Consider the following 22948-nt stretch of genomic DNA (forward strand, 5'->3'; position numbering starts at 1 on the left):
GTTCGCTGGTTGGGCTTGTCGAAACCGGGCCCCGACAAGCTCGACCAGCAGCGTAGTTATTTGCTGAAACCGGCAGTCAGGCCGCTGATCAGCTGGCGCCGGGCCACGATGTACAGCACCAGCAGTGGCAGCGTGGCCAGCACTACCGAGGCGAGCACCGCGGGGATGTTGACGCTGAATTCGCCCTGGAACGTCCACAGCGAGAGCGGCAGCACCCGTGTGGCGGGGCTCTGGGTGAGGATCAGCGGGAACAGGAAGCCGTTCCAGACGTGCAGGGCGTTGTAGATACCCACGGTGATCACTGCCGGCTTGGTCATCGGCAGGGCCAGCCGCCACAGCATGGCCCAGTCCGAGCAGCCGTCCAGCCGCATCGACTCGAACAGCTCGTTGGGCACGTCCCGCATGAAGTTCGACAGGATGAGGACGGACACCGGAATGGCGAAGGCGATGGACGGCAGGATCAGGGCCAGCAGTGTGTCGTAGAGGTGGGCGCGGGTGATCATCCAGTAGATCGGGATGATGGTGGCGTGGAGCGGAATGGCCAGGCCCAGGAGGAACAGGTTGTTGGTCCAGTTCACGAACCGGCCTTTGCCCCGGACGATCGCGTACGCAGCCATGAACGAGACGAACAGTGCCGGAATGACCGTGCCCAGCGTGACCACGACGCTGTTCAGGAAGTACCGGGCAAAGTCGTTTTCCAGCACCAGCCTGTAGTTGTCCAGTGTTGGTTCGGCAGGCGGAAGCATGGGGTTAGTGGCAAAGAATCCGGCCTGGTTCTTCAGGCTGGTGATCACCACGTAGTAGATGGGCAGGACGATCACCGCGAGCCAGAGCCAGCCGCCGAGGCCGCCGGGCAGGTTTGGCCGACGGCGGCCGGCGCGCCTGGAGTTCTGGCGCGGTGCGCCGTGGGTAAGGACCGGTGCCTCCGGAGCCGCGGGGAGCTGAGTTGTGGAAGCCATCAGGCTCCTTCCAATTGGCTGTCGTTCCGGTTCTTGCCGCCGAGGCGCTGCAGCAGCAGGGCCAGGCCCAGTCCGATGACGATCAGGATCACGCCCAGGGCGCTCGCCGCACCCATGTCGTTGGCCTTGAAACCGGTCAGGTACATGTGCAGCGGCAGCAGTCGGGTGCTGTAGCCCGGGCCTCCGCCGGTGAGAACGAAAATCAGGTCAAAGTAAGCCAGGCTGCCCACCACCATGAGGGTGGAGGAGGTGATGATGGTGTACTTCAGCTGGGGCAGGGTGATGTTCAGGAACTGCCTGACCCGCCCCGCGCCGTCGATCTCCGCGGCCTCATACAGCGAGGTGGGGATCTGCCGCACGCCGCCTTGGTAGATGAGGGTGTGGAACGGGACGAACTGCCACGCGATGACGAAGACCACCACGAACAGGACGAGGTCGGAGTTACCCAGCCAGTCCTGGATCAGGAGGGGCACCTGGAGGCCCGGACCGAGACCGAAGTTCGGGTCCAGCAGCGCTTTGAAGGCAATGGCGACGGCGGCCGAGGAGAGCAGGAGCGGCAGGAAGTACAGGACGGCGAGCGCTGCCCGGTACTTCTGGCCTCCGGCAGTGAAGACACCGAGCAGCAGGCTGATCGGAGCCTGCACGATGAACGAGAAGAACAGGATCTTGGCGGTCACCATCAGGGCGTTGCCGGTGACGGGGTCGGTGAGTACCGTGGTCCAGCTGGCCAGACCCTCAAGCCGGATCTCACGCAGGCCGTCCCAGCTGGTGAAACTGAGGAAAACGACGCCGGCCAGCGGGACGACGGCGAACACCAGGAAGAAGACAAGGGCAGGTGCTGCCAGCCACCCCGACGGGCCCGTGTCGCGGACCCGTCGGCGGTCGGGACTCGTGATGGTCACGCTGTTACTTCCCGATCGTGGCGTTCATCGTGGTGACGAACTGCTCCGGGGTGATCTTCTTGAGGAAGATCTGGTCAAGGTTGGACAGCATCGCATCGCCTTGCGCGGGGCTCAACGCCTGGTCCCAGGAGAGTGTGAAGCTCGGCGCCTTCTTGGCCACGCCGTAGACGAAGGTGAGGAAGTCCTTGTCGGGTGAAGCCTCGAGCTTGCTGTCGATGCCGTTGACTACCGGGACGGCGCCGGAGGCAATGAGGGCGTCGGTGTCGGCGTCAGTGAACATTCCATCCTTGACGTAGTTAAGGGCGGCCTTCTTCTGCTCGTCGGTGGCCTTGGCGGAGATGGACCAGAAGTTGGAGGGATTGCCCACCACGTTGGCGGGGTCGCCCTTGCCGCCTTCGACAGTGGGGAAGGTAGTGAAGCCGAGCTTGCCGCCGGTGACGAAGCTGCCTGCGTCCTTCTTCATGCCCTGGTAGATCCAGCCGCCCTGCAGGACCATGGCCGCCTTGCCTGTGTAGAGCAGAGCCTGGTCCGCGTTGCTGTCCGCGGCAATGGAGGAGAAGCCGTTCACGAAGCCGCCGGCGTCCACCAGCTGCTGGATCTTGGTCAGCGCCTCGGTCACCGCGGGGTCCGACCAGGCGTTGGGCTTGTCTGCGGCGATGTTCGCGAAGACCTCGGGACCGCCGATGCGCTCAACGAGGTACTCCAGCCACATCAGGTCAGGCCACTTGGACTGGCCGCCCAGGGAGAAGGGGGCGACGCCGGCCTCCTTGAATTTCGGCACGAGCGCCATCAGTTCGTCCCAGGTCTTTGGTGGCTGTACGCCGACCTTGTCGAAGACTTCCTTGTTGTAGTACAGAACCACGGGCTGGACATTGTTGTTCGGCAGGGCGTAGGTCTTGCCGTCGATCTCGCCGTTCTTCAGGACGGAAGGAAGGTAGCGCTCCTTCACCTCGGGGTTCTCCTTGACGAAGGATGAGAGGTCCTCCACCTGGCCCGCATCAACGTAGGACTTCAGGACACCGCCGCCCCAGCCGTAGATAAAAGTGGGGCCTTCGCCGGCGCCGACGGCGGTGCGGACCTTGGTCTTGTAGGCATCGTTGGCGAAGAAGTCCAGTTTGATGGACTGGTCGGAGTGTGCGCTGTTCCAAGCCTCGACGGATTTCTGCAGTACAGGCTGGTTTCCACCCGTCAGGCCCCACATGGAGGCAGAACCGTCACCTGCCGCGGTGGATCCCGCAGGGCCACTGGAGCCGCAGGCGACCAGGCTCACCGAGAGGGCGGCTGCTGAGATTGCCATCGCGACTGAGCGCAACTTTCGAGTTGTCATCTAAACATTTCCATTCATCCATCGGGCTCGACGCTGATCGCCCGGCTTTGCGTAGGGGAGCCCGTCTGGAATCAGGCGGCACCGCCCATGAACTGTTTGCTGAGACCTTCACCGCGTTCGAAATATTTCGATAAAACTTGCGGTGTGAGATAAAACATAACGGTGGGGCAGGGGTGCGTCAAGGCTTTTCTTTACCCTCTGGAGCGTGATGGGGCGTTGACCAAACCACGGCAAGCCTGCAGACTGAAGTCTCGAAATCTTTCGAAAAGGGAACGGATGTCCAGGATCGAATCTCAAGGCAAGCTGACGTTGGCGGCCGTGGCGCGGGAGGCGGGTGTCTCCACTCCCACCGTCTCCAAGGTGATCAACGGGAGGGACGACGTCTCAGCAGACACGCGTGCCAAAGTGCTGACCGCGCTGGCGCGGACCGGGTACAAGTCTCCGCTGCAGAACCGCCGGAACGCCTCGGGGCGGCAAATGGTCGAGGTGGTCATCGACAACCTGGAATCCGGCTATGCCGTAGAGGTGCTCAACGGCGTGCTGGAGTCCGCGGCCGTCTCGGACATCGAGGTCCTGCTGAACGTCACCGGCAAGCAGGGCGCATCAACCCTGACCCCGGAGCAGCGCGCCCAGCGGATCGTGGATGAGGGCCGGTGCGGCATGATTGTCGTGACGTCAGCCTTCGGGGACGCCCAGTTGGATGCCTTTCACCGGCGGAAAATCCCGGTGGTGGTCATTGACCCCCTGAATCCGCCTCCGGGCGACGTGGTCAGCGTCGGTGCAAGCAATTGGGCGGGAGGAAAGGCCGCGACCTCCCACTTGCTGGAGCTTGGCCACCGCCGGATTGCCTACCTCGGCGGCCCTGATACAGCCGAATGCAACCAGGCGAGGCTGCACGGCTACATGGCGGCCATGAGGTCCGCCGGTGTGGGCGTCGAGGACGAGTATGTCCTATCGGGGCAGTTCCGGTCGGAACACGGCGCCAAGGGCATGAAGCACCTGCTTGGACTGGACCAGCCTCCCACGGCCATCTTCGCAGGCAGCGACAGCATTGCCCTGGGTGTGCTCGCCGAAGCGCGCCGGCAGGGGATCCGGGTGCCCGAGGACATGAGTCTGGTCGGCTTCGACGGCACATACCAGGCCGAGGAGTCGGTGCCGCCGCTAACGTCGGTTTCCCAGCCGCTGCAGGAGATGGGTGCCACCGCCCTGCGGTTCGTCCTGCGCCAGATGCGCGGCGAGCTGCTGGATTCGCGAAGGGTGGAGCTTGCCACTCAACTGGTGATAAGGGAATCCACCGCGCCGCCGCGGGAAGATGAGCCGCGGAAAAATCGGCCTCGTAAAGATGGGATTATCTCGGGCTAGCTTCCGCCGGGCCGCCTCTTGCGGGTTAGGCTGTGACCAGTGCCTTCAAGCAGCCGGAGGAACTTGCTTCATTCTGCTCCGGGGGGAAGAGACTGATGAGCCGTGTAGGTGAACCCGATGTCCAGCCGGAGCTTCGGTCTGGCGGTGGCTCCGGCTCTGCCGTTGCCGACGAGGTCGACGCATTCTTTGGCAGCCTGGGCGACCGCGGCCGCGTGGTGATGAGTCAGCTGCCCCTCTCCGTCACAGTGCTGCTGGTGGTTGCCGCCGCAGCGGTCTTCCACCCCGAGACCCTCGCCGGCGCACCCTTCCAACTGGCCTTGCTGGCGCATACGGCGCTTTTTGTCCTTAGCGTGGCCGTTCCCTGGGGCCAGCTCCCCGCCGGCGCATACGCCCTGATTCCGGCGCTGGACTGCGTGGCCATCGGCTTCACGCGGGAGGCCGGCGGTCCCAACTTCAACGTCCTGAGCCTCCTGCTGGTCTTTCCGGTGGTCTGGCTGTCCGTCGACCGCAACCGGGCCGGCGTCGTCCTCGCCGTGGTTGGTGCCCTGCTCAGCACCGTGCTGCCGGCTGCGGCCCTAGGCACGCCGGCGACGCAGGGCTCCATGATCCGGACGATTTTCCTGCCCCTTGTCATGGCTGCGATCGCCGTCACGGCCCACGTGGTGGCGGGCACGCTCTATCGCCAGCGCGAGACCCTGGTCAGGAAGGACGAGGTGCTCGCGGACACCGCCGCCGAGACTGTCCGCCGGCAGCAACTCCTGGACGCCGTACTTTCCACGGTCGATGTGGGAGTCTGGGTTGTCGACCAGGACGGACAGGACGTGCTGACAAACAGGGCGCTGCGGACCGACGCGGCGCTGGCCGGCCCGGCGCCCTCAGCCAACTGGCCGCCGCTGTTCGAGGCTGACCGTATCACCGCGGTGCCCCCGGAACGCTTCCCGGCGGCGCGCGCGGCCGGCGGCGAGACGTTCACCGACGAGCTGTACTGGGCGGGCGAGGGTGCGGAGATGCGCGCCTACTCCGTTACGGCCCGCACCATGAGTTCCACCAATGGAAAGCATGCAGGCGCGGTGATCACCTTCGCCGAAGTCACGGCACTGATCCGTGCCCTGTCGGCCAAGGATAACTTCGTCGCCACCGTCTCCCATGAGCTCCGCACCCCGCTGACATCCATCCTCGGCTACCTCGAACTGGTCCTCGACGAGCCCGGCCACGAGGACATCGAGGAGGAACTGCGGATCGTGCAGCGCAACGCCAACCATCTGCTCGGCCTCGTGAACGATCTGATTGCGATTGCCTCCGAACGGATCGAACTGACCCTGCAGGAGGCCGACGTGGCCAGCCTGCTGGCGGGCGTCGTGACATCCTCCCATGCCAAGGCCGCGGACAGCGGTGTGGAACTCGTCCTCGACGTCGAGGAGCCCCTGACCGCCCGCGTCGATCCCGGGCGGATCCGCCAGGTTTTCGGCAATCTGGTGTCCAATGCAATCAAGTTCTCGCCGGACGGGGGAAGGGTCATTGCCCGCGCCCACCGGGCGGACAGCCACGTTGTCTGTTCGATCACGGACACCGGCATTGGCATGGACGGGCAGGAGCAGGAGCAGGCGTTCACCAAGTTCTTCCGGTCCGCTCGCTCCCGCGAAACCGCCATCCCGGGCGCAGGCCTGGGACTGCCGATCAGCAAGACCATCGTCGAGGGCCACGGCGGCTCGATCAGTCTCCGCAGTGCGCCGGGCAAGGGAACCACGGTGACGGTGAGCCTCCCCATCTCCTGAGCATCCGGACCGCCCACGTAAACTGGCAGCATGCGGTTGGTAGCGAGTGACATAGACGGAACGATCCTTGGGCACGACGGAAAAATCAGTGACCGCACCATCCGGGCCTTCCACGCCTGCCGGAGGGCCGGCGTCGAACTCGTCTTTGTCACCGGCCGCCCGCCGCGCTGGCTGCACCCGCTCGAGGAGCAGCTGGGCCACACCGGCACCGTGATCTGTTCGAACGGCGCCGTGGTGTGGGACCTCGAAGCGGACAAGGTTGTCTCGGCGCAGACCATGGCTATCGACGACATCTTCGAAATCCGGCGGATCATCAAGAAGGTGCGCCCCACCGCCCTCTTCGCCGCCGAAACCCTCACCGGCTTCCACCTCGAGCCCGGCTTCATCGAAAACGGCTCAAGCGAACTGCTTTCCGAATTCACCCCTGCCCCGCTGGCCTCGACGCTCACCGCGGCGGACGCCGTCGTCAAGTTCCTGGCCATCGTCCGCGAAGGCACGGCCGACGAGTTCCTCGCGGAGGTGGGCCCCGCCGTCGGAAGCCTCGCGTCGGTGACGCACTCGGCGCCCACCGTCGCCATGCTGGAGCTCGCCGTGCCGGGGATCAACAAGGCCGTTACCCTGGCCGATTACGCCGCCTCGCTGGGGATTGACGCGGCGGACGTCGTGGCGTTCGGCGACATGCCCAACGACATCGAAATGCTCCGCTGGGCAGGCCACGGCTACGCCATGGCCAGCGGGCACCCGGAAGCGATCCGCGCGGCCGGCCAGCAGGCGCCGCATTTTGACGACGACGGCGTGGCCCAGATTCTCGAGGAAAAGCTCGCCGCACTGGGCCTCCAGCTGCCTTAAGGCTGCCGTCGCCCACCTGCCGCCGAACTCCCGGCTGGCGGTCAACTTGCGTTCATGTCCGCACCGTAGGGTGTGGCCTGTTGGGTGAGTGACCGATAGGGGACATCGTGGCCAGGAAAACGACCAAAAATACTGCCGAGGTTCCGTTGCGTCCCGTGGAGCCGGGACCGCACTGGTCGGCCCTGCGTGAGGGGGACCGGGTCAGCGTGCGGCTTGCGCCGGGATTTGAAACCGGCGGCCGTGTTTCGGCCGTCACGCCGGACCGCACCGTGGTGTGGGTGGATCTCGACGGCGGCCGCGGCCGGACACTGCTCCACTGCAGCGACCGCGTGGAGATTCTGCCCGCCTGAGGCTGGTCTAAGCTTCGGGGATGACGGGAACCCTGCCTTACTTCTCCGCTGCCGGGCCTGAACCCGGGTCGGCTTTTGGGCCCGGTTTGAGCCGGCCGGTGGCACTGGCCCACCGCGGATTCTCGCTGGCAGGGCTGGAAAACACGCTGACGGCGTTCCGGGCCGCCGTCGAGCTTGGCTATTCCCATCTGGAGACGGACGTCCACACGACGTCCGACGGCGAGCTGCTCCTCTTCCACGACCGCACCCTGGACCGGGTCACGGACGGCCACGGCAGGATCCATGACCTCACGGCGGACGAAGTGCGGCGCGTGCGGATCGGCGGGACGGAACCCGTGCCAACGTTCGACGAGCTGGTGGCGGCGTTTCCGGACGCGCGCTTCAACCTGGACGTCAAGGACTGGCACTCCGTCCCCAGCATCGTGGCCGCGATCGAGCGCCACCAGATCCACGACCGCGTGCTGATCGCCAGTTTCTCCGACCGCCGGCGCCGCGCGGTCCTGAAACAGCTCAGCCGCAGGACCGCATCGTCGGCCGGGACCTTTGCGAACGCCCTCCTCCTGGTGCTGGGGCCGCTGCTGTCCGTTCGCGCGCTGGTGTCCCCGGTGCGGGCGGTGCTGCGGCGGGCGCTGCACGACGTCGATGCCCTGCAGGTGCCGGTCCGCTACCGGGCTATTCCTGTCGTAACTCCGGGATTCGTGCGCCGGGCGCATGAGTTCGGGCTGTATGTGCACGTCTGGACCATCAACGATCCCGCCGAGATGCACCGGCTGCTTGACCTCGGCGTGGACGGGATCGTCTCCGACCGCGCCGACCTGCTGAAGGAAGCCCTGCAGGCGCGCGGGCAGTGGGGCTAGCCGCGTCCCAGACCCGTGCCCGGGTCCTGGTCCCCCTCGGAAGGATCTGCCCGCAGTTCCTCCGGATCCGGGTCTGGAAGCCCCGCCGGGCCAGGGACGCCGCGCGCTGCTTCGGGCGCGTCCGTGGCGCCTGCCGCGCCTATGCCGCCGGATGTGGCGGTTCCGGCTGACTCGTCGGCTGACTCGTCCGTGCCGGACGCGCCGGTGGCGCCTGCCGTGCCTTGGCCCCCGCTCGCCTCCGTGCCCGGGCCCTGCGGCGTGTAGGTCGTGTGCACACCTGACCGCGGACCGTCGTCGCCATCCCTGGCGTTGGAGCCTTCGCTGATGGAGGAGTGCACTTGGATGTCCTCGTCGGACGCTCCGGGCTCGGGCGCGTGGGCGTCGTCGGTCGGGTCGGACGTCTGCCCCAGGTCCTCCATCGCGTTTTCCGCTGCTTTGCCAATGCTGTCGCCGATTCCCATCAGTTTGCTCCTTCGAAACGTTCCGGCCGGGCCGGACTGTGCGGCATCTGACTGTTCCAGAATTATCAGCATGCTTACAATTAGTCCAGTGTTGCCGGGCCCCGGCAACCTGAGTCCGTAACCGAAGTCCGTCGCCACGCCGGCGCACCTGTTCCAAGGAGGACCGCAGGACCATGAGCACCTACCATCCCGAAAATGACCCGGCCAATCCCGACCGCGACGCCGCCAGGACAGGCGAAGCCGGAACCGACGACGCCACCCGCGGGGACTCGGCCGCCACGCCCAACCCCGATCCGCTGAACGGCAACGTCACGGGCCTTGAGCCGGGCGGGGGAGTGCCGCCCGGCGAGACGCCGCCCGCCGAAGACCAGATGAGCGGCGACCAGGGGCACGACGAATAATCAGGACGACTATCAGAAGGAGTGTGCGATGGCTGACCGGCTGGTTGCCGACGTAATGGTGGAGCGCCTCAAAGCCTGGGGCGTCAACAGGGTCTTCGGCTACAGCGGGGACGGCATTAACGGTTTCATGGGCGCGCTGCGCCGTAGCATGCAGGGCGGCGGAGCCGGCAGCAGTGAAAGCGCCGACAGCAGTAACAGCGGAGCCGGCGTCGAATTCGTGCAGGCCCGGCATGAGGAAACCGCGGCGTTCATGGCCGTCGGGCACGCCAAGTACACGGGCCAGGTGGGCGTGGTGACGTCCACCCAGGGGCCGGGCGCGGTGCACCTCCTCAATGGGCTCTATGACGCCAAACTGGATGGCGTCCCCGTGGTGGCCATCATCGGCCAGCAGGGCCGCAGTGTGCTGGGGTCGGCCTACATGCAGGAAATCGACCTGCTGACGCTCTTCAAGGACGTGGCGGCGCAGTTCGCGCAGATGGTCAGCACCCCGGAGCAGCTTCCCATGGTGCTGGACCGCGCCTTCCGCACAGCCCTCGAAACCCGCACCCCGTGTGTCGTGATTGTCCCGCACGACATCCAGAAGGCCCCGGCCCCCGAGCTCGACCAGGAGCACGGCATCATCGTCACCGCGCCCGAATGGCAGCCTGCGCGGGTGCTGCCCCACGATGACGACCTGGCCAGGGCTGCCGAGGTGCTGGGAGCCGGCAGCAAGGTGGCGTTCCTGGTGGGGCAGGGCGCCAAGAACGCCCAGGCCGAGGTGCTGGCCCTGGCGCAACAGCTTGATGCCGGCATCACCACAAGCCTCCTGGGCAAGCCATACATGGATGAAACGCTGCCGTTTGCGGCGGGCACCATGGGACACCTCGGTTCCACCGCCAGCGCCCACCTGATGGGGAACTGCGACACCCTCCTGATCATCGGCTCCAACGACCCGTGGACCGAGTTCTATCCGAAACCCGGGGCTGCCCGGGCCGTCCAGGTGGACATCGACGGGCGGAAGGTCGGTAACCGCTACCCCGTCGAAGTTGGTCTCGTTGGCGATGCGGCCGAAACCCTTGCCAGGCTGACGGAGCTGCTGAAGGGTGCCGGCGCGCAAAAACAGGGCCGCAAGCAATGGCGGGCGGACGTGGAGGAGCAGGTCCGCAGTTGGCACGCCCTCGCCGAGGAGCGCTCCCGCGTTCCGGCCAAGCCCGTCAACCCGGAGCTCGTGGTCCGCGAACTCAGCGGCCGGCTGCCGCGCAACGCCCAGGTGAGTGTCGACGTCGGGAGTTGCGTTTACTGGTATGCCCGCCAGCTGACCCTTCCGGAGGGAGTGCCGGCGCACCTTTCAGGGACGCTGGCCAGCATGGGCTGCTCGGTTCCGTACGGGATCGCGGCCAAGCTGGCCCGGCCGGACAGGCCCGTCGTGGCCCTGGCCGGCGACGGCGCCATGCAGATGGCAGGCATCGCCGAGCTGGTCACCGTGGCGCACCGCTGGCGGCAGTGGTCCGACCCGCGCTTCGTGGTGTGCGTGTTCAACAACAGGGATCTGGCCGAGGTCACTTGGGAGCAACGGGAAACCGAATCCGAGCCGCGGTTCCCGGACAGCCAGGAAATCCCCGACTTTCCCTATGCCGGATACGCGGAGCTGCTGGGGCTGACCGGCATCCGCGTTGATTCCCCGGAGCAGCTCGCCGATGCCTGGGACCAGGCGCTCGCCGCGGAACGCCCGGTAGTGATCGAGGTCCTGACCGACCCGGATGTGCCCCTCCTGCCGCCGTTCCCGGCGGGCGCCGAAAAGCTGGACGACATGCGCTCGGCGCTCTCCGAGGAAGGCGAAGCCGGGAAGGGTGCGGCGGCACTGCTGGACACCTACGCCGGCCAGGAGGAGTCCCGCAGCTGACCGCATGACGGAATGGGTAAGCGCGTTCCCCGATAGGGGTGGCAGGATAGGGGCATGCGCATCCTCATTGCCCCGGACAAGTTCAAGGGATCACTCACCGCCGTCGAAGCCGCCGCCGCCATCGCTGAGGGCGCACTCCGGGTCTACCCGGACGCCGTTACCACGCAGTGCCCAGTGGCCGACGGCGGCGAGGGAACCCTGGAAGCCGCCGTCGCCGCCGGCTATGAGGAGCGGATCAACGCCGTCGTTGGTCCCATCCTGGCGCCGATCGGCGCCGCCTGGGCCCTCCGAAAGGACGGGTCCGGCGCCACCACCGCAGTTATCGAAACGGCGCAAGCCTCTGGCCTGGCCCACATGGAGCCGACGCCGGAGAACTCCCTGCGGGCACACAGCTACGGCTGCGGGCAGCTCATCGCCGCCGCCCTCGACGCCGGCGCCACCGAAATTGTGCTGGGCGTCGGCGGCTCGGCCATGACCGACGGCGGCAGCGGCGCCTTGCGTGCACTGGGCCTCAAACCACTCGACGCGGCCGGGAACGTGGTGCCGCTGGGCGGCGGCTAACTGGCCGACGCCGTCTCCCTGGATGTCGCCGGGCTCGATCCGCGGCTGTCCGCCGTCAAGTTCAGGATCGCCGTCGATGTCCAGAGCCCGCTCTACGGCACCGCCGGTGCCGCGCACGTCTTCGGCCGCCAGAAGGGCGCCGATGACGACGCCATTGAAAAGCTCGACGCCGGCCTGCGCAACTGGGCATCCCTCCTCCGGGAGGCGACGGGCCGGGACGTCAACGTCCCGGGCGCCGGAGCGGCCGGCGGCTTCCCGGCGTCCTTCCTTGCCTTTACCCAGGCAACGCTGGAAGGCGGCTTCGCGCTGGTGGCTGCGTTGACGGGCTTGGCCGAGAAGCTCGCCGACGCCGACCTGGTGATCACCGGCGAGGGCTCCATGGACTCCCAGTCGCTCACCGGGAAGGCGCCGATCGCCCTCGCGGAGGCCGCCCGGGATCGCGGCATCCCGGTCGTAGCCGTGGCGGGACGCATTCTGGTCACGCCGGAGGAGCTGGCCGGGCACGGCGTGGTGGCCGCGGCGCAACTGCTGGACGTCGCGCCCAGCCCGCAGGACGCCATGTCCGACGCCGGCAAATACCTCGCGTGGGCGACGCGCCAAGTGCTGGAAGGAGCCTAGCCGCCCTCTTTCTTGGCCCTCCGGTGCAGATGCACGGGAACGTAGGCCAGGAGGATCGCCAGCACACCCAACAGCACGCCGCCGGCGATGAGGCCCACTGTGCGGCCTGCCGTAACGTCGAACACCAGCGCGGCGGTGCCCACGCTGAGGGCGGCCACCCCGCCGAGGGCGATCTTGGTGATGTTGTCCGCGCTGGCCACCAGGGTTGCCTTGAGCCGCTTCCGGAACAGCCGGCGGTGGACGCTGACCGGCAGGAGGATGAACGCGGTGGTCAGCGCGGCGAGGGCCACGTTCACGAGGTAGAGCGTGACCTGGAAGTCATCGAGGGTCTCAAAGCGCTGCTGGAACGGCAGGGTCAGCAGGAAGCCGGCAAGGATCTGGACGCCCGTCTGCAGGACTCGCAGTTCCTGGATCAGTTCCATCCAGTTCCGGTCCAGCTGCTCCTCGCGGGTCTCGTTCCGGCCGCTGCCAGCCGGGGCGTCCGGATCGGTCATGAACCCTCCTCTTTCTGGCCTCTGTCCGGCCAACGGCGCGTGCGCCTGCTCCAAACCTAGGCTCAAGTATGCCCTAATTCAACAAATGCTAAGTTTGCTGACTAGTGTTGCGTCAGGTGGTGGACTTGCTCCTCAAACCTGCGTTAGGTTCGAACAACCGGCAGCCCAGACAATGTAAGCAGGTGGAGAATGAGCGACCCAGCCAAGCAGTCCGACCAGCCCGGTGATCCCCGGGGGACATACCACTCAGGGCCCTTTCCCGAGCAGGAGCAGAAGCAGCCGGGCCTGACCGCACCCATGGATCCGCAGCCGGACCATGGCGAGCTGAGTTACGAGGGAAGCGGGGCGCTGGAGGGCAAAGCGGCGCTCATCACGGGCGGCGACTCCGGAATCGGCAAGGCGGTGGCCATCGCCTTCGCACGCGAGGGGGCCGACGTCGCCATTTCCTATCTTCCCGAAGAGGAGGACGACGCGCAGGACACCGCCGAATGGATCCGCAAGACCGGCCGACGGGCACTGCTCCTCGCCGGTGACGGCAGGAACGAGGACTTCAGCACATCGATAGTCGAGGACGCCGTTGCAGAGTTTGGCCGGCTCGACGTGCTGGTGCTGAATGCGGCGTACCAGAAAAACCGCGACAGCCTTGAGTCCCTGCCCACCGAGGAGTTCGACCGCGTCTTCAAGACCAACCTGTACTCCCTGCTGTGGACAGCCCGTGCCGCCGTGCCGCACCTGAAGGCCGGTGCTTCGATCATCACCACGGCCTCCATCCAGGCATTCAATCCGTCTCCCGGGCTCATTGACTACGCCATGACCAAGGCGGCCCAGGTGGCCTTCACCAAGGCCCTCGCCCAGGAACTGGGACCCAAGGGAATCCGGGTCAACGCCGTGGCGCCCGGGCCCATCTGGACCCCGCTCATCCCGGCCACCGAATGGCCGGACAAGCTGCCCAAGTTCGGCCAGGACACTCCCCTGCAGCGCGCGGGACAGCCCGCCGAGCTCGCCCCTGCCTACGTTCTGCTGGCATCCGACGCCGGTTCGTACATGTCCGGGGCGGTGGTTCCCGTCACCGGCGGCAAAGGCCTTTGAGTTTCCAGTAATTCCCAGCCAAGCAATTCCCCACCAAGCAGGAGGAACAGATGAGCCAGGACAACCAGCACGCAGCCCCTGAAGAGGAAGCGGGAGGCTACGGCACGCCCACCGCGGAGCAGGAAGCCGGCGGCCAGCAGTTTGCCCAGCCCCGCGAAGAAGAAGACTTCGACGCCGCGGGCCTGAACCAGAACAGCCCCGAGGGAGAGACCTTCCAGACCGGAACGCCGAACCTCAGCCACTTCGCCGAGGAGGACCAGGACAGCTCGGGCGAACCCGGGGCCGGTCGCTTCGGCGGAACCGACGACCAGCTCCACGCCGAGGGTGAAAGCAACGTGGCAGGCTTTGACCCGGTCCCCGGCGAGTCACCGCTGCCGCGCGATCCGGACGCCTCGCCCGGGGCCGGCGCCGAGGACGGGGACACGGCCGTGCCCTCGGCAGACGCCGAGATCGACGAGGGCAACGCTGACGAATCCGGCGCCGAGCAGTTCTCCTCGGAGCCCGGGCAGGAGGCGGCGGGCATTCCGGACGGCAGCGGCAACGACCTGCCCAAGGAAAAGTCACCCAACGACGACGATGAAACGTTCGACGCCGGATAGCCCGCACCCCGCGCGGGACTCATCTACGCAGGACTCCTGCCGCGGGACTGTTTTCGGAGGCAGCCCGGGAAGCCCTAACGCTTCTTGGGCTGCCTCTTTGCTGCGGCGTTGATTGCTGCCTTGGCGGCTGGCGGCAGGCCCTGCTGCTCGGTCTCGGGCTCGGCGGCGGTGCCGCGGGCCTTCGCGATGGCCTTCATGCCGTGGTAGATCACCAGGGCCGCGGCGGATCCGAGCGCGATGCCCGTGAACTTCAGGTCCCCCACGGCCCAGGTGTAGTCCGCGATGCCGATGATGAGGGAAACTGCGGCCGTGGTCAGGTTGACCGGGTTCGAAAAGTTGACCTTGTTTTGGACCCAGATCTTCACGCCGAGGATACCGATCATGCCGTACAGCATGGTGGCGGCGCCGCCCAGCACGCCCGGCGGGACCGTGGCGATCAGTTCGCCGAACTTCGGCGAAAAGCTCAGCAGGATGGCGAAGACGCCGGCCACCCAGTAGGCGGCAGTGGAGTAGACCTTGGTGGCCGCCATGACGCCGATGTTTTCTGCATACGTCGTTGTGCCGGAGCCGCCGCCGAACCCGGCAAGCACCGTGGCGGCACCGTCGGCCATCAGGGCACGGCCGGAGACGCCGTCCAGGTTCTGGCCGGTCATGGCGGACACCGACTTCACGTGGCCGATGTTCTCGGCCACCAGCACCAGGACCACCGGCACGAACAGGCCCAGTACGCCGATGTGGAACTCGGGCGTCTGGAAGTGGGGGAGTCCTACCCAGGCGGCGGCGTCCATCTTCTCGTAGCTCACCTCGCCGCGGAGCATTGCCACCAGGTAGCCCACCAGCACGCCCACCAGGATGCTGAGGCGGCCGATGATTCCGCGGAACAGGACGCTCACCACGATGATGGTGGCCAGCGTGATCAGTGCGGTCACGGGGGCGGCGTCGAAGTTGTTCTTGGCGGCAGGAGCCAGGTTGAGCCCGATCAGGGCCACGATGGCGCCTGTGACAATCGGCGGCATCAGCCGGTTGATCCAACCGGCGCCGAACTTCTGCACGATCGCGCCGATCACGGCGAGGCCGGCGCCGGCCAGCACCACGCCGCCCAGCGCCCCGGGGATACCGAACTGCTGCTGGGACGCCGTGATGGGCGCGATGAACGCAAAGCTTGAGCCAAGGTAGCTGGGAACGCGGCCCTGGGTGATCACGAGGAACAGGAGTGTGCCGATGCCGGAGAAGAAGAGCGTGGTGGCCGGCGGCATTCCGGTGATGATCGGCACCAGGAAGGTGGCGCCGAACATGGCCACAACGTGCTGCATGCCTACACCGATGGTGATGGGCCACGCGAGCCGTTCGCCGGGAGCCACCACTTCGCCCGGACGTACGGCCTTGCCGTTGCCGTGCAGCTTCCATTTGATTCCGAGCATGCTCATTGGCGGGGCCTTTCGGAGGGGAGTTTGCCCGCTCGCCGGGCTGGATCTTCAGGAGCAAGAATACCCCGCCGGACGCGGGCGCGAGAGGGCTTCCGGCCGTCAGCCGGTGCAGCCAGGATTGGCCGCCGCAGTGTGTGGAACGTCACGCGCTTATTTGGCTGTTCCGGGAAGAGCGCGCTTCTGAATCCGGTTGAACCCAACGAAAGCAAGCAGGACTGCCCGACGCCGCCCGCAGGCGTATGTCGGCCTAGTGAAAGGGGCGCGAATGACAATCGCCCATGAAGAAGCAGTGATCGATTCCGCCGCCGTGGATGCCATCTTCGCCGAAGCCCGCACCGCCAACGCGTTCACCGGCGAGGTTAGCGAGCAGCAGGCCCGCGCCATCTACGAACTGACCAAGTTCGGCCCCACCGCCTTCAACTCCCAGCCGCTGCGCGTCACCTACGTGCGCTCGGAGGAGGCCCGCGCCAAGCTCGTGGCCACCCTGTCTTCGGGCAACCGGGCCAAGACGGCCTCCGCGCCCCTGGTGGCAATCCTCAGCTACGACACGGCCTGGCAGGAGCAGTGGGACAACTTCCTCCCCGGCTACAACGCCCCCAAGGCCATGTACGACGCCGCACCGGACCTGGCCACCTCCACGGGCAATAACAACGCCCACCTGCAGGCCGGTTACTTCATCCTGGCCGTCCGCTCGCTCGGCTTCGCCGCCGGCCCGATGACCGGCGCGGACTTCCCCGCCATCGACGCAGAGTTCTTCCCGGCAGGCGACCAGAAAAGCTTCCTGGTGGTGAACATCGGCCAGCCCGGCCCCGAGGCCTGGGGCGAAGCGAAGCCCAAGTTCGCCTACGAGGACGTGGTCCGCACGGTCTAAAGGCCGGGTTGCGGACAGCCTCCGAACACGGAATGCCTCCGGCAATATGGGGGACATTCCGGAGGCATCCTGGACAGTATTTCTGCAGTCAAAAACTGCAAGGCATGCATCCGGGCCACTTCCAATGGTAGTCCTGTTTGGACTTCTTGAGCATAAGCAAAGCGCCGGATGGTCAACAGCCATCCGGCGCTTTCTTGTTCCTGGGAACCGAGTAATTTCCTAGGAAATGACCCCGTCCACCAGAGCCTTGGCCTCGGCCTGAACCTGCTTGAGGTGGTCGGCGCCCTTGAAGGACTCCGCGTAGATTTTGTAGACGTCCTCGGTGCCGGAGGGGCGGGCCGCGAACCACGCGTTCTCGGTGACCACTTTCAGTCCGCCGATAGACGCGCCGTTGCCCGGCGCCTCGGTCAGTTTGGCCGTGATTGCCTCGCCTGCCAGTTCCGTCGCAGTGACGTCCGACGACGACAGCTTGCCCAGCGCCGCCTTCTGGTCCCGCGTCGCGGCGGCGTCGATCCGTGCATACACCGGCGCACCGAACTGGTCCGTGAGGCCCTTGTAAAGCTGGGATGGCGACTTGCCGGTGACGGCGGTGATCTCCGAAGCCAGCAGCGCCAGCAGGATGCCGTCCTTGTCCGTGGTCCAGACGCTGCCGTCGCGCTTGTTGAAGGAAGCGCCGGCGGATTCTTCGCCGCCGAATGCACCTTCGCCGGAGAGCAGGCCGGGGACGAACCACTTGAAGCCCACGGGCACCTCCACGAGCTTGCGGCCCAGGCCGTCCGCCACGCGGTCGATGATCGAGGAGGACACGAGGGTCTTGCCCACAACGGAGTTCGGGTTCCAGCCGCTGCGGTTGCGGTACAGGTAGTCGATGGCCACCGCGAGGTAGTGGTTGGGGTTCATCAGTCCGCCGTCAGGGGTAACGATGCCGTGCCGGTCGGCGTCGGCGTCATTCCCGGTGGCGACATCGAAGGCGGTAGACCCGTCCGCACCAACAGTCATCCGGTTGATGAGGGAGGCCATGGCCGACGGCGAAGAGCAGTCCATCCGGATCTTCTCGTCCCAGTCCAGGGTCATGAAAGCCCATTGCGGGTCCACCGTGGGGTTGACCACCGTGAGGTTCAGCTGGTGGCGTTCGCCGATCTCACCCCAGTAATCCACGGACGCGCCGCCCATGGGGTCGGCCCCGATCCGGACGCCGGCATTACGGATGGCATCCAAGTCCAGGACAGAGGGCAGATCGTCCACATAGCTGCTCAGGAAATCGAACTTTCCGGTGGTCTCGGCCTCGAGGGCCTGGGCCAGCGGAATCCGCTTCACGCCGCGGAGCCCGTTCTCCAGCAGTTCGTTGGCGCGGTTGGCGATCCAGCCCGTCGCGTCGGTGTCGGCCGGGCCGCCGTGCGGAGGGTTGTACTTGAAGCCGCCGTCGGCCGGCGGGTTGTGGCTGGGAGTGACAACAATGCCGTCAGCCTGCGGTGCTCCGGCCGGGGCGTTGCGGTTGTACGTGAGGATGGCGTGGCTCAGGGCCGGGGTGGGGGTGTAGCCGTGCCGCGCGTCGATGAGGACGTTCACGCCGTTTGCGGCAAGCACCTCAAGGGCGGAGTTCTGCGCCGGTTCGCTCAGCGCGTGGGTGTCCTTGGCCAGGAACAGCGGGCCGGTGATGCCCTGCCCGGCGCGGTACTCCACGATCGCCTGCGTGATCGCCACGATGTGACCCTCGTTGAAGGACGCTTTCAGGCTCGAGCCGCGGTGCCCGGAGGTTCCGAAGGCCACGCGCTGGCCGGGATCCCCCAGGTCAGGCTTGACGTCGTAGTACGCGTCGAGCAGTGCGGTCAGATCGACAAGGTCTTGGGGTTGGGCAACTGTGCCCGCTCGGCTAGCCATGGCACCAGCATGCCAGACGACGGCGAAGGTCAACACGGAGTGTCCGGAATCCGGCCCCTGTGACGCAGAATGTCACGAATTTTCCGCGCTACTTGCATTTCTCCGGAACAAAAAACTGAGTAGTGCGGAAAAAGTACTTATATACCCGCCCCTGAGGGGGCTGTTACGTTCAAACGGCAGGAACCTCCGGAGTCACGTACGACGCCGGGCGTCCGGACCAGCGGAAACGTCCCGGAAGCCTGTGGCTGAATTTCAGCCGTGCCATCCGCGGGAGGGTAATTCCGGCGGTTGGAGCCGGCAATTCGTCCGGCTTTTGGGCCGGGAAAATTTACGGCCGGGTGATTGGGGTCGGTTGAATTGGGCCGGTCATTTGGAACACGAGCGAGCATTGCAGAGGTGAACAATGGGGGCTGGAGATGCAGCATCCGAACGGACGAGGCTCGCCAGCGAACGGATCGCGCGGCTGAAGCGCGACCCCGGCCCTGTTGGTGCCGGTTCTGTGGGTGCGGAGCAAAGCAGCCACCTGGCGGCCGAAAGGCTTGCCGGGCTGGGGTCCCACGGCTGGTTCCTGCTGCACGATGTCCATTGGCCGGGCCGCCCGCTGGCGCGGCTGGAGCATGTCCTGGTGGGGCCAGGCGGCGTGGTGGTTGTCAGCGTCAAGAACTGGTCCGGCCACGTCGACGTCGTGGATGGCGCGCTCCTCCAGAACGGTCATGACCGGTTCCCGGCGGTGGAGACGTCGCTGGCGCAGGCAGCCGCGGTGGCCGCGGTCCTGCCGGCGCCGTGGCGGAGGCTGGTCCGCTCGCTGATCTGCCTGACAGCCCAGCCGGAACTGCGGGGCACCACCGGTTCGGGCATCGAGGTGCGGGGGATCGACTGCATCCCGGAGGCCGTAACCGGCCTGCCGGACGTGCTGGATGCACCTTCGGCCCTGTTGCTCTACGCACAGCTAGGGCAACTCCTCACCCGTCCGCAGGTGCCGGAAGCCGGCACCGTCCGGAACCCCGCCTACCGCCCAGCCACGGGCAGCCCGGGCGCAGGCCGCCCTGGCACCGAGGGAACGGACGACGCGAACACGTCCAGGGCAGCGCTCCGGCGTCCGGCGCACCGGCGTCCGTCCGACAGGCGTCCGGCCCCACCGCACTATCGGTATGCCCGGGATCGCCGGCCGGGTACCGTGCTGCGGATGGTGGGACGGTCACTCGTCGCGGGTCTCGTTTCAGCGGCACTGCTGGCGCCGCCCCTGTGGCTGTTGTGGGAGCTGCTCCCTAAGTAAGGCCAGCCGGTGCCCGGTCAGATGTCCCCGGCATAAATGTCCGGGGACGGCGGTAATGTTCTGTTGAGGACAGAATGAGGGGATTCCCATGACAGAGCAGCGTCCCGGAACCGGCGACGAGCCGAAACCGGACACCCACCAGCAACCGCACCACGGCCAACAGCAGGGTTCGGACATTCCGGCCCCGCCGTTGTACAACCCGCCGCTGTACACCCCGCCCGGCGAGCAGTTTGGCGGGCAGCACGGTGACGCGGGCGCCGGCGGTGCCTACGGCCAGCCGGTGAGCCCCTACAGCCAGCAGTATGGCCAGCAGTACGGGCAACAATATGGCCAGCAATACAATCAGCAGTACTCCAGCCCGTACGGCCAGCCGTCGTACTACGGTGCAGCGCCCCAGCCGAAGAGCCTCAGCATCGCCAGCCTGTGCTGTGGGATCGCCGTCTACCTGGGCTTCGGGGTCTTCATCCTGCCGCAGCTGGCCGCCGTGATCCTGGGCCACATGGCGTTGCGCCGTGAACCGTCAGGCCGCGGCTTCGCCATTGCCGGCCTTGTAATGGGGTATCTCGGCCTCGCCCTGACAGTCCTCGCGATTGTGGGGCTGGCCATCCTGGCGAGCCTCGCGAGCACGTCCAGCACTATCTGAAGCCCAGCGCTATCTGAAGCAAGGCTAGCGTGTCAGTGCTGCCGTCAGCCGTGCCTCGTTGTCCTCGAGCCACTGCCGGCGGCGGCTGATCACTTCGCCAACTCCGTCGTGCCACATGCGTGCCCAGCCTCCTCCGAGGTTCAGGGCGTTATGCTCCATGCGTTCGAGCGAGAGCTCCGCGGCCTCCGCTCCGAACTGCGGAAGCCGCCGTCGTTCTTCCGGTGTCCAGCCGTAGGCGTCAGCGAAGATCCTGAGCCGCCGGAAGGGATCCACCGTTTCCCAGCCGGCCCACGCATCAGCCGGGTCCCGCAGCGGAACCCAGTGCATGGCAGTGTTGTAGGAATCCTTGAAGGCGGTGCTCAGTCCGGCGAGGTCGAAGTCGATGAGTCCTGCGGCGAGGCCCCCGCGGACCACAACGTTCTGCGGGGTTACATCCAGGTGGCAGACCAGCCTGCCCGGGTCCTGCCTGACCGGCCGTGGCGGGAACGGATGCCTGGACGGGGTAAATCCCGCCGACGCCGCGTGCAGCCGGCGGAGCAGGCGGGCCACGGAGCGTAGCAGATCCTCGGACCGCACCCACTGTTCGGGCACGGCACCGGCACATGTGCCCGGAAGGAACGTGAGCACATCACGGCCCGCGCTGTCCTGGCCGAGGAACCTGGGGGAGCCCTCGAAGCCGGCGTCCTCCAGCCAGTCCAGGTAGTCCGCCACGGCGTAGCTTTGCGGCTGGTGCGGGCGGCGCACCGTCCCGCCAACCCGCACCACGCCGTCGGTGACGTCGCCTGCCGGCAGGAGTTCGACGTCGGTCTCCTCGCCGGGGGCAGGGATGTAGATGCGGTTCTCGACAGGGAGGCGCGTTCCAGGATCCACCCGGCAAGCGTACGCCCGGGCGATGGGAGCCCGAGGCTGCACTCAGAACCCCAACTGGGCTGCCACCTGCAGGAGCAGCGACTCCGAGCCGGGCCGGCCGATCAGCTGGATGCCCATCGGCAGTCCTGCTCCCGGGCTGCCCCCGGTCCAGTGGACCGGGATACTGACGGCCGGAAGGCCGCAAACGTTGACCATGGATGACCATGGTGCGAACTCGCACTGCCTGCGGTAGTCGCCGTCGGCGTCGCCCGCCCATTCCGGGGACGGCCAGCGGCCGTCCCCGTGGCCGGACCCGGTGAACCAGCCCACCGGGCGCGGTGTCTGGGCCAGCGCGGGCGTCAGGATCAGGTCCCAGGCTGAGTACTGCGCCAGGGTATCGCGCTCGAATTGCCGGAGGAACGCCAGGCATTCGTTGAGTTTGGCCGCGCTCCGCTGCTGAGCGCGCCGCCGGAATGTGCGCGTCAGCGGCGTCAGCAGGGCCTCGCGGTGCGGGGCGATCCGGGCCGCGCCCACTCCCGCCGTCCAGGCGGTGGTGAACGCATCGGGGTACCGGTTATCGTACCGAATCTCAGCCTCGGCGACGTCGTGCCCGGCCGCGGTGAGCAGCCGGACGCCGGCGTCCAGCGCGTCCAGTGCCTCCGGGTCCGGAGTGAACGGGAAGATTCCGGCCCAGGGGCTGTCCAGGCTGACGCCGATCCGCAGCGAAGCAGGCGCGCGGCCCACGGCATTTAGGTAGCTGGCGCCGTTGGAGGCCAGGACATCCAGCAGCAGTGCGGCGTCGGCCACGGAACGGGCCAGCGGTCCGGCCACCACCAGGCCGGCGCGGTCCCCGCTGCTTTCGCCCGCCGGAACCACGCCCCGGCCGGGCTTCAGGCCCAGCAGGCCGCATGCCGCCGCCGGGATCCGGATCGACCCGCCGCCGTCGGTTCCGGGTGCGAACGGCACCAGTCCCGCCGCCACGGCAGCGGCGCTGCCGCCGGAGGAACCACCCGAGCTCCTGCTCAGGGCATGGGGATTGCGCGACGGCGGTGCGATGCGGTTTTCGCTGTAGGCCGTCAACCCGAATTCGGGAACCTGCGTCTTGCCGAGGGAGATGGCACCGGCGCCCCTGAGGGCTGCGGCGAGGGCGCCGTCCGCCGGTGCCGGACGGCGGTCCAGCGCTGCGCTGCCGTGGGTGGTGACCACGCCGGCAACATCGGTGAGGTCCTTGAAGGCGACCGGCATCCCGTGCAGCGGCGGGAGTGGCTGATCCGGGTGACGCCGGGCGAACAGAGCGTCTGCGGCGGCTGCCTCGGCCATCGCCCTCGGCCCGGTGACGGTGATAAAGGCCCCCATCTTCGGGTTCGATTCCTCGATTCGCGCCAGGAAATGCGCCGTGACTTCGCGGGCGGAGAGCTCGCCGGAACGCAGCGCTGACCTCAGCTGCACTGCCGACAGGCGGTGGATGTCAGCGCTGCGGTGTGGGGCGGACAATGTGCTCCTTTGCGGCGGCTC

At 67.0% G+C, this 22948-nt stretch carries 21 protein-coding genes and 1 pseudogene; 13 read left to right on the top strand and 9 right to left on the bottom strand.

Going from position 1 to position 22948, the window contains the following annotated elements:
• Positions 1-56: 56 nt before the first annotated feature.
• Genes CXZ05_RS14955 through CXZ05_RS14965 form a run of 3 tightly spaced genes read right to left on the bottom strand, consistent with a single transcriptional unit; the run spans position 57 to position 3158 of the window.
• Positions 57-959, bottom strand: coding sequence for a carbohydrate ABC transporter permease (locus CXZ05_RS14955; protein ID WP_102973338.1), 903 nt, complete (start codon positions 957-959; stop codon positions 57-59).
• The gene (locus CXZ05_RS14960; RefSeq protein ID WP_102973339.1) at positions 959-1861 is read right to left on the bottom strand and encodes a carbohydrate ABC transporter permease; all 903 of its coding nucleotides are present in this window, start codon (positions 1859-1861) and stop codon (positions 959-961) included. The genes CXZ05_RS14955 and CXZ05_RS14960 overlap by 1 nt, the downstream gene beginning before the upstream one ends.
• Before the next feature lie 4 nt (positions 1862-1865).
• Entirely contained in the window at positions 1866-3158 is a 1293-nt protein-coding gene (locus CXZ05_RS14965; RefSeq protein WP_258006598.1) for an extracellular solute-binding protein, read from the bottom strand.
• A 306-nt stretch (positions 3159-3464) separates the two neighbouring features.
• Between CXZ05_RS14965 and CXZ05_RS14970 the strand changes: the two genes are divergently transcribed.
• The 5 genes from CXZ05_RS14970 to CXZ05_RS14990 all read left to right on the top strand — a co-directional run bounded on the left by CXZ05_RS14970 (position 3465) and on the right by CXZ05_RS14990 (position 8381).
• Positions 3465-4550 carry a LacI family DNA-binding transcriptional regulator gene (locus tag CXZ05_RS14970; protein WP_102973341.1) on the top strand — a complete coding sequence of 362 codons (1086 nt, stop codon included), beginning with the start codon at positions 3465-3467 and terminating at the stop codon, positions 4548-4550.
• Between the two features lie 95 nt (positions 4551-4645).
• Complete coding sequence (locus CXZ05_RS14975) at positions 4646-6325, top strand: cell wall metabolism sensor histidine kinase WalK (RefSeq protein WP_258006599.1); 1680 nt, start codon at positions 4646-4648, stop codon at positions 6323-6325.
• Between the two features lie 30 nt (positions 6326-6355).
• Positions 6356-7174, top strand: coding sequence for an HAD family hydrolase (locus CXZ05_RS14980; protein WP_102973343.1), 819 nt, complete (start codon positions 6356-6358; stop codon positions 7172-7174).
• A gap of 107 nt (positions 7175-7281) precedes the next feature.
• A complete protein-coding gene (locus tag CXZ05_RS14985; protein ID WP_102973344.1) occupies positions 7282-7524 on the top strand; it encodes a hypothetical protein in 243 nt (80 codons plus the stop codon).
• 20 nt (positions 7525-7544) lie between these two features.
• Entirely contained in the window at positions 7545-8381 is an 837-nt protein-coding gene (locus tag CXZ05_RS14990; RefSeq protein WP_180987404.1) for a glycerophosphodiester phosphodiesterase, read from the top strand.
• On the opposite strand, the gene CXZ05_RS23465 is transcribed toward CXZ05_RS14990, so the two are convergent.
• Positions 8378-8842 (bottom strand): hypothetical protein, encoded by a 465-nt coding sequence (locus CXZ05_RS23465; RefSeq protein WP_258006600.1) that lies wholly within the window; start codon positions 8840-8842, stop codon positions 8378-8380. The genes CXZ05_RS14990 and CXZ05_RS23465 overlap by 4 nt on opposite strands.
• A gap of 173 nt (positions 8843-9015) precedes the next feature.
• Between CXZ05_RS23465 and CXZ05_RS15000 the strand changes: the two genes are divergently transcribed.
• From CXZ05_RS15000 to CXZ05_RS15010, 3 genes and pseudogenes are all read left to right on the top strand, one after another.
• Entirely contained in the window at positions 9016-9243 is a 228-nt protein-coding gene (locus CXZ05_RS15000) for a DUF6480 family protein (protein ID WP_102973346.1), read from the top strand.
• A gap of 28 nt (positions 9244-9271) precedes the next feature.
• Positions 9272-11125 (top strand): thiamine pyrophosphate-requiring protein, encoded by a 1854-nt coding sequence (locus tag CXZ05_RS15005; RefSeq protein WP_102973347.1) that lies wholly within the window; start codon positions 9272-9274, stop codon positions 11123-11125.
• Between the two features lie 54 nt (positions 11126-11179).
• Positions 11180-12304 (top strand): annotated as a pseudogene (locus CXZ05_RS15010) (glycerate kinase).
• On the opposite strand, the gene CXZ05_RS15015 reads toward CXZ05_RS15010, so the two are convergent.
• On the bottom strand, positions 12301-12798 hold the full coding sequence (locus CXZ05_RS15015) for a DUF6328 family protein (RefSeq protein ID WP_102973348.1): 498 nt from the start codon (positions 12796-12798) through the stop codon (positions 12301-12303). The pseudogene CXZ05_RS15010 and the gene CXZ05_RS15015 overlap by 4 nt on opposite strands.
• A gap of 189 nt (positions 12799-12987) precedes the next feature.
• Here CXZ05_RS15015 and CXZ05_RS15020 point away from each other — a divergent pair, with 189 nt between their 5' ends.
• Together CXZ05_RS15020 and CXZ05_RS15025 are read left to right on the top strand one after the other, a co-directional pair.
• Positions 12988-13887, top strand: coding sequence for an SDR family oxidoreductase (locus CXZ05_RS15020; RefSeq protein WP_102973349.1), 900 nt, complete (start codon positions 12988-12990; stop codon positions 13885-13887).
• A gap of 50 nt (positions 13888-13937) precedes the next feature.
• On the top strand, positions 13938-14486 hold the full coding sequence (locus tag CXZ05_RS15025) for a hypothetical protein (protein ID WP_102973350.1): 549 nt from the start codon (positions 13938-13940) through the stop codon (positions 14484-14486).
• Positions 14487-14560: 74 nt separating this feature from the next.
• Here the strand turns inward: CXZ05_RS15025 and CXZ05_RS15030 are convergent, their stop codons facing one another.
• Entirely contained in the window at positions 14561-15913 is a 1353-nt protein-coding gene (locus CXZ05_RS15030) for a uracil-xanthine permease family protein (protein WP_102973351.1), read from the bottom strand.
• A 265-nt stretch (positions 15914-16178) separates the two neighbouring features.
• On the opposite strand from CXZ05_RS15030, the gene CXZ05_RS15035 reads away from it, so the two are divergent.
• On the top strand, positions 16179-16784 hold the full coding sequence (locus CXZ05_RS15035) for a malonic semialdehyde reductase (protein WP_102973352.1): 606 nt from the start codon (positions 16179-16181) through the stop codon (positions 16782-16784).
• Between the two features lie 219 nt (positions 16785-17003).
• Here the strand turns inward: CXZ05_RS15035 and pgm are convergent, their stop codons facing one another.
• Complete coding sequence (pgm, locus tag CXZ05_RS15040; protein ID WP_102973402.1) at positions 17004-18665, bottom strand: phosphoglucomutase (alpha-D-glucose-1,6-bisphosphate-dependent); 1662 nt, start codon at positions 18663-18665, stop codon at positions 17004-17006.
• A gap of 403 nt (positions 18666-19068) precedes the next feature.
• Between pgm and CXZ05_RS15045 the strand changes: the two genes are divergently transcribed.
• Positions 19069-19941, top strand: coding sequence for an NERD domain-containing protein (locus tag CXZ05_RS15045; protein ID WP_102973353.1), 873 nt, complete (start codon positions 19069-19071; stop codon positions 19939-19941).
• An 88-nt stretch (positions 19942-20029) separates the two neighbouring features.
• The gene (locus CXZ05_RS15050; RefSeq protein WP_102973354.1) at positions 20030-20584 is read left to right on the top strand and encodes a DUF4190 domain-containing protein; all 555 of its coding nucleotides are present in this window, start codon (positions 20030-20032) and stop codon (positions 20582-20584) included.
• A 24-nt stretch (positions 20585-20608) separates the two neighbouring features.
• On the opposite strand, the gene CXZ05_RS15055 is transcribed toward CXZ05_RS15050, so the two are convergent.
• A complete protein-coding gene (locus tag CXZ05_RS15055) occupies positions 20609-21454 on the bottom strand; it encodes a phosphotransferase (protein WP_146033101.1) in 846 nt (281 codons plus the stop codon).
• Between the two features lie 42 nt (positions 21455-21496).
• Positions 21497-22927 carry an amidase gene (locus CXZ05_RS15060; RefSeq protein WP_102973355.1) on the bottom strand — a complete coding sequence of 477 codons (1431 nt, stop codon included), beginning with the start codon at positions 22925-22927 and terminating at the stop codon, positions 21497-21499.
• Positions 22928-22948: the final 21 nt, after the last annotated feature.

The organism is Arthrobacter sp. AFG20 (assembly GCF_002892795.1).
GTDB lineage: Bacteria > Actinomycetota > Actinomycetes > Actinomycetales > Micrococcaceae > Arthrobacter.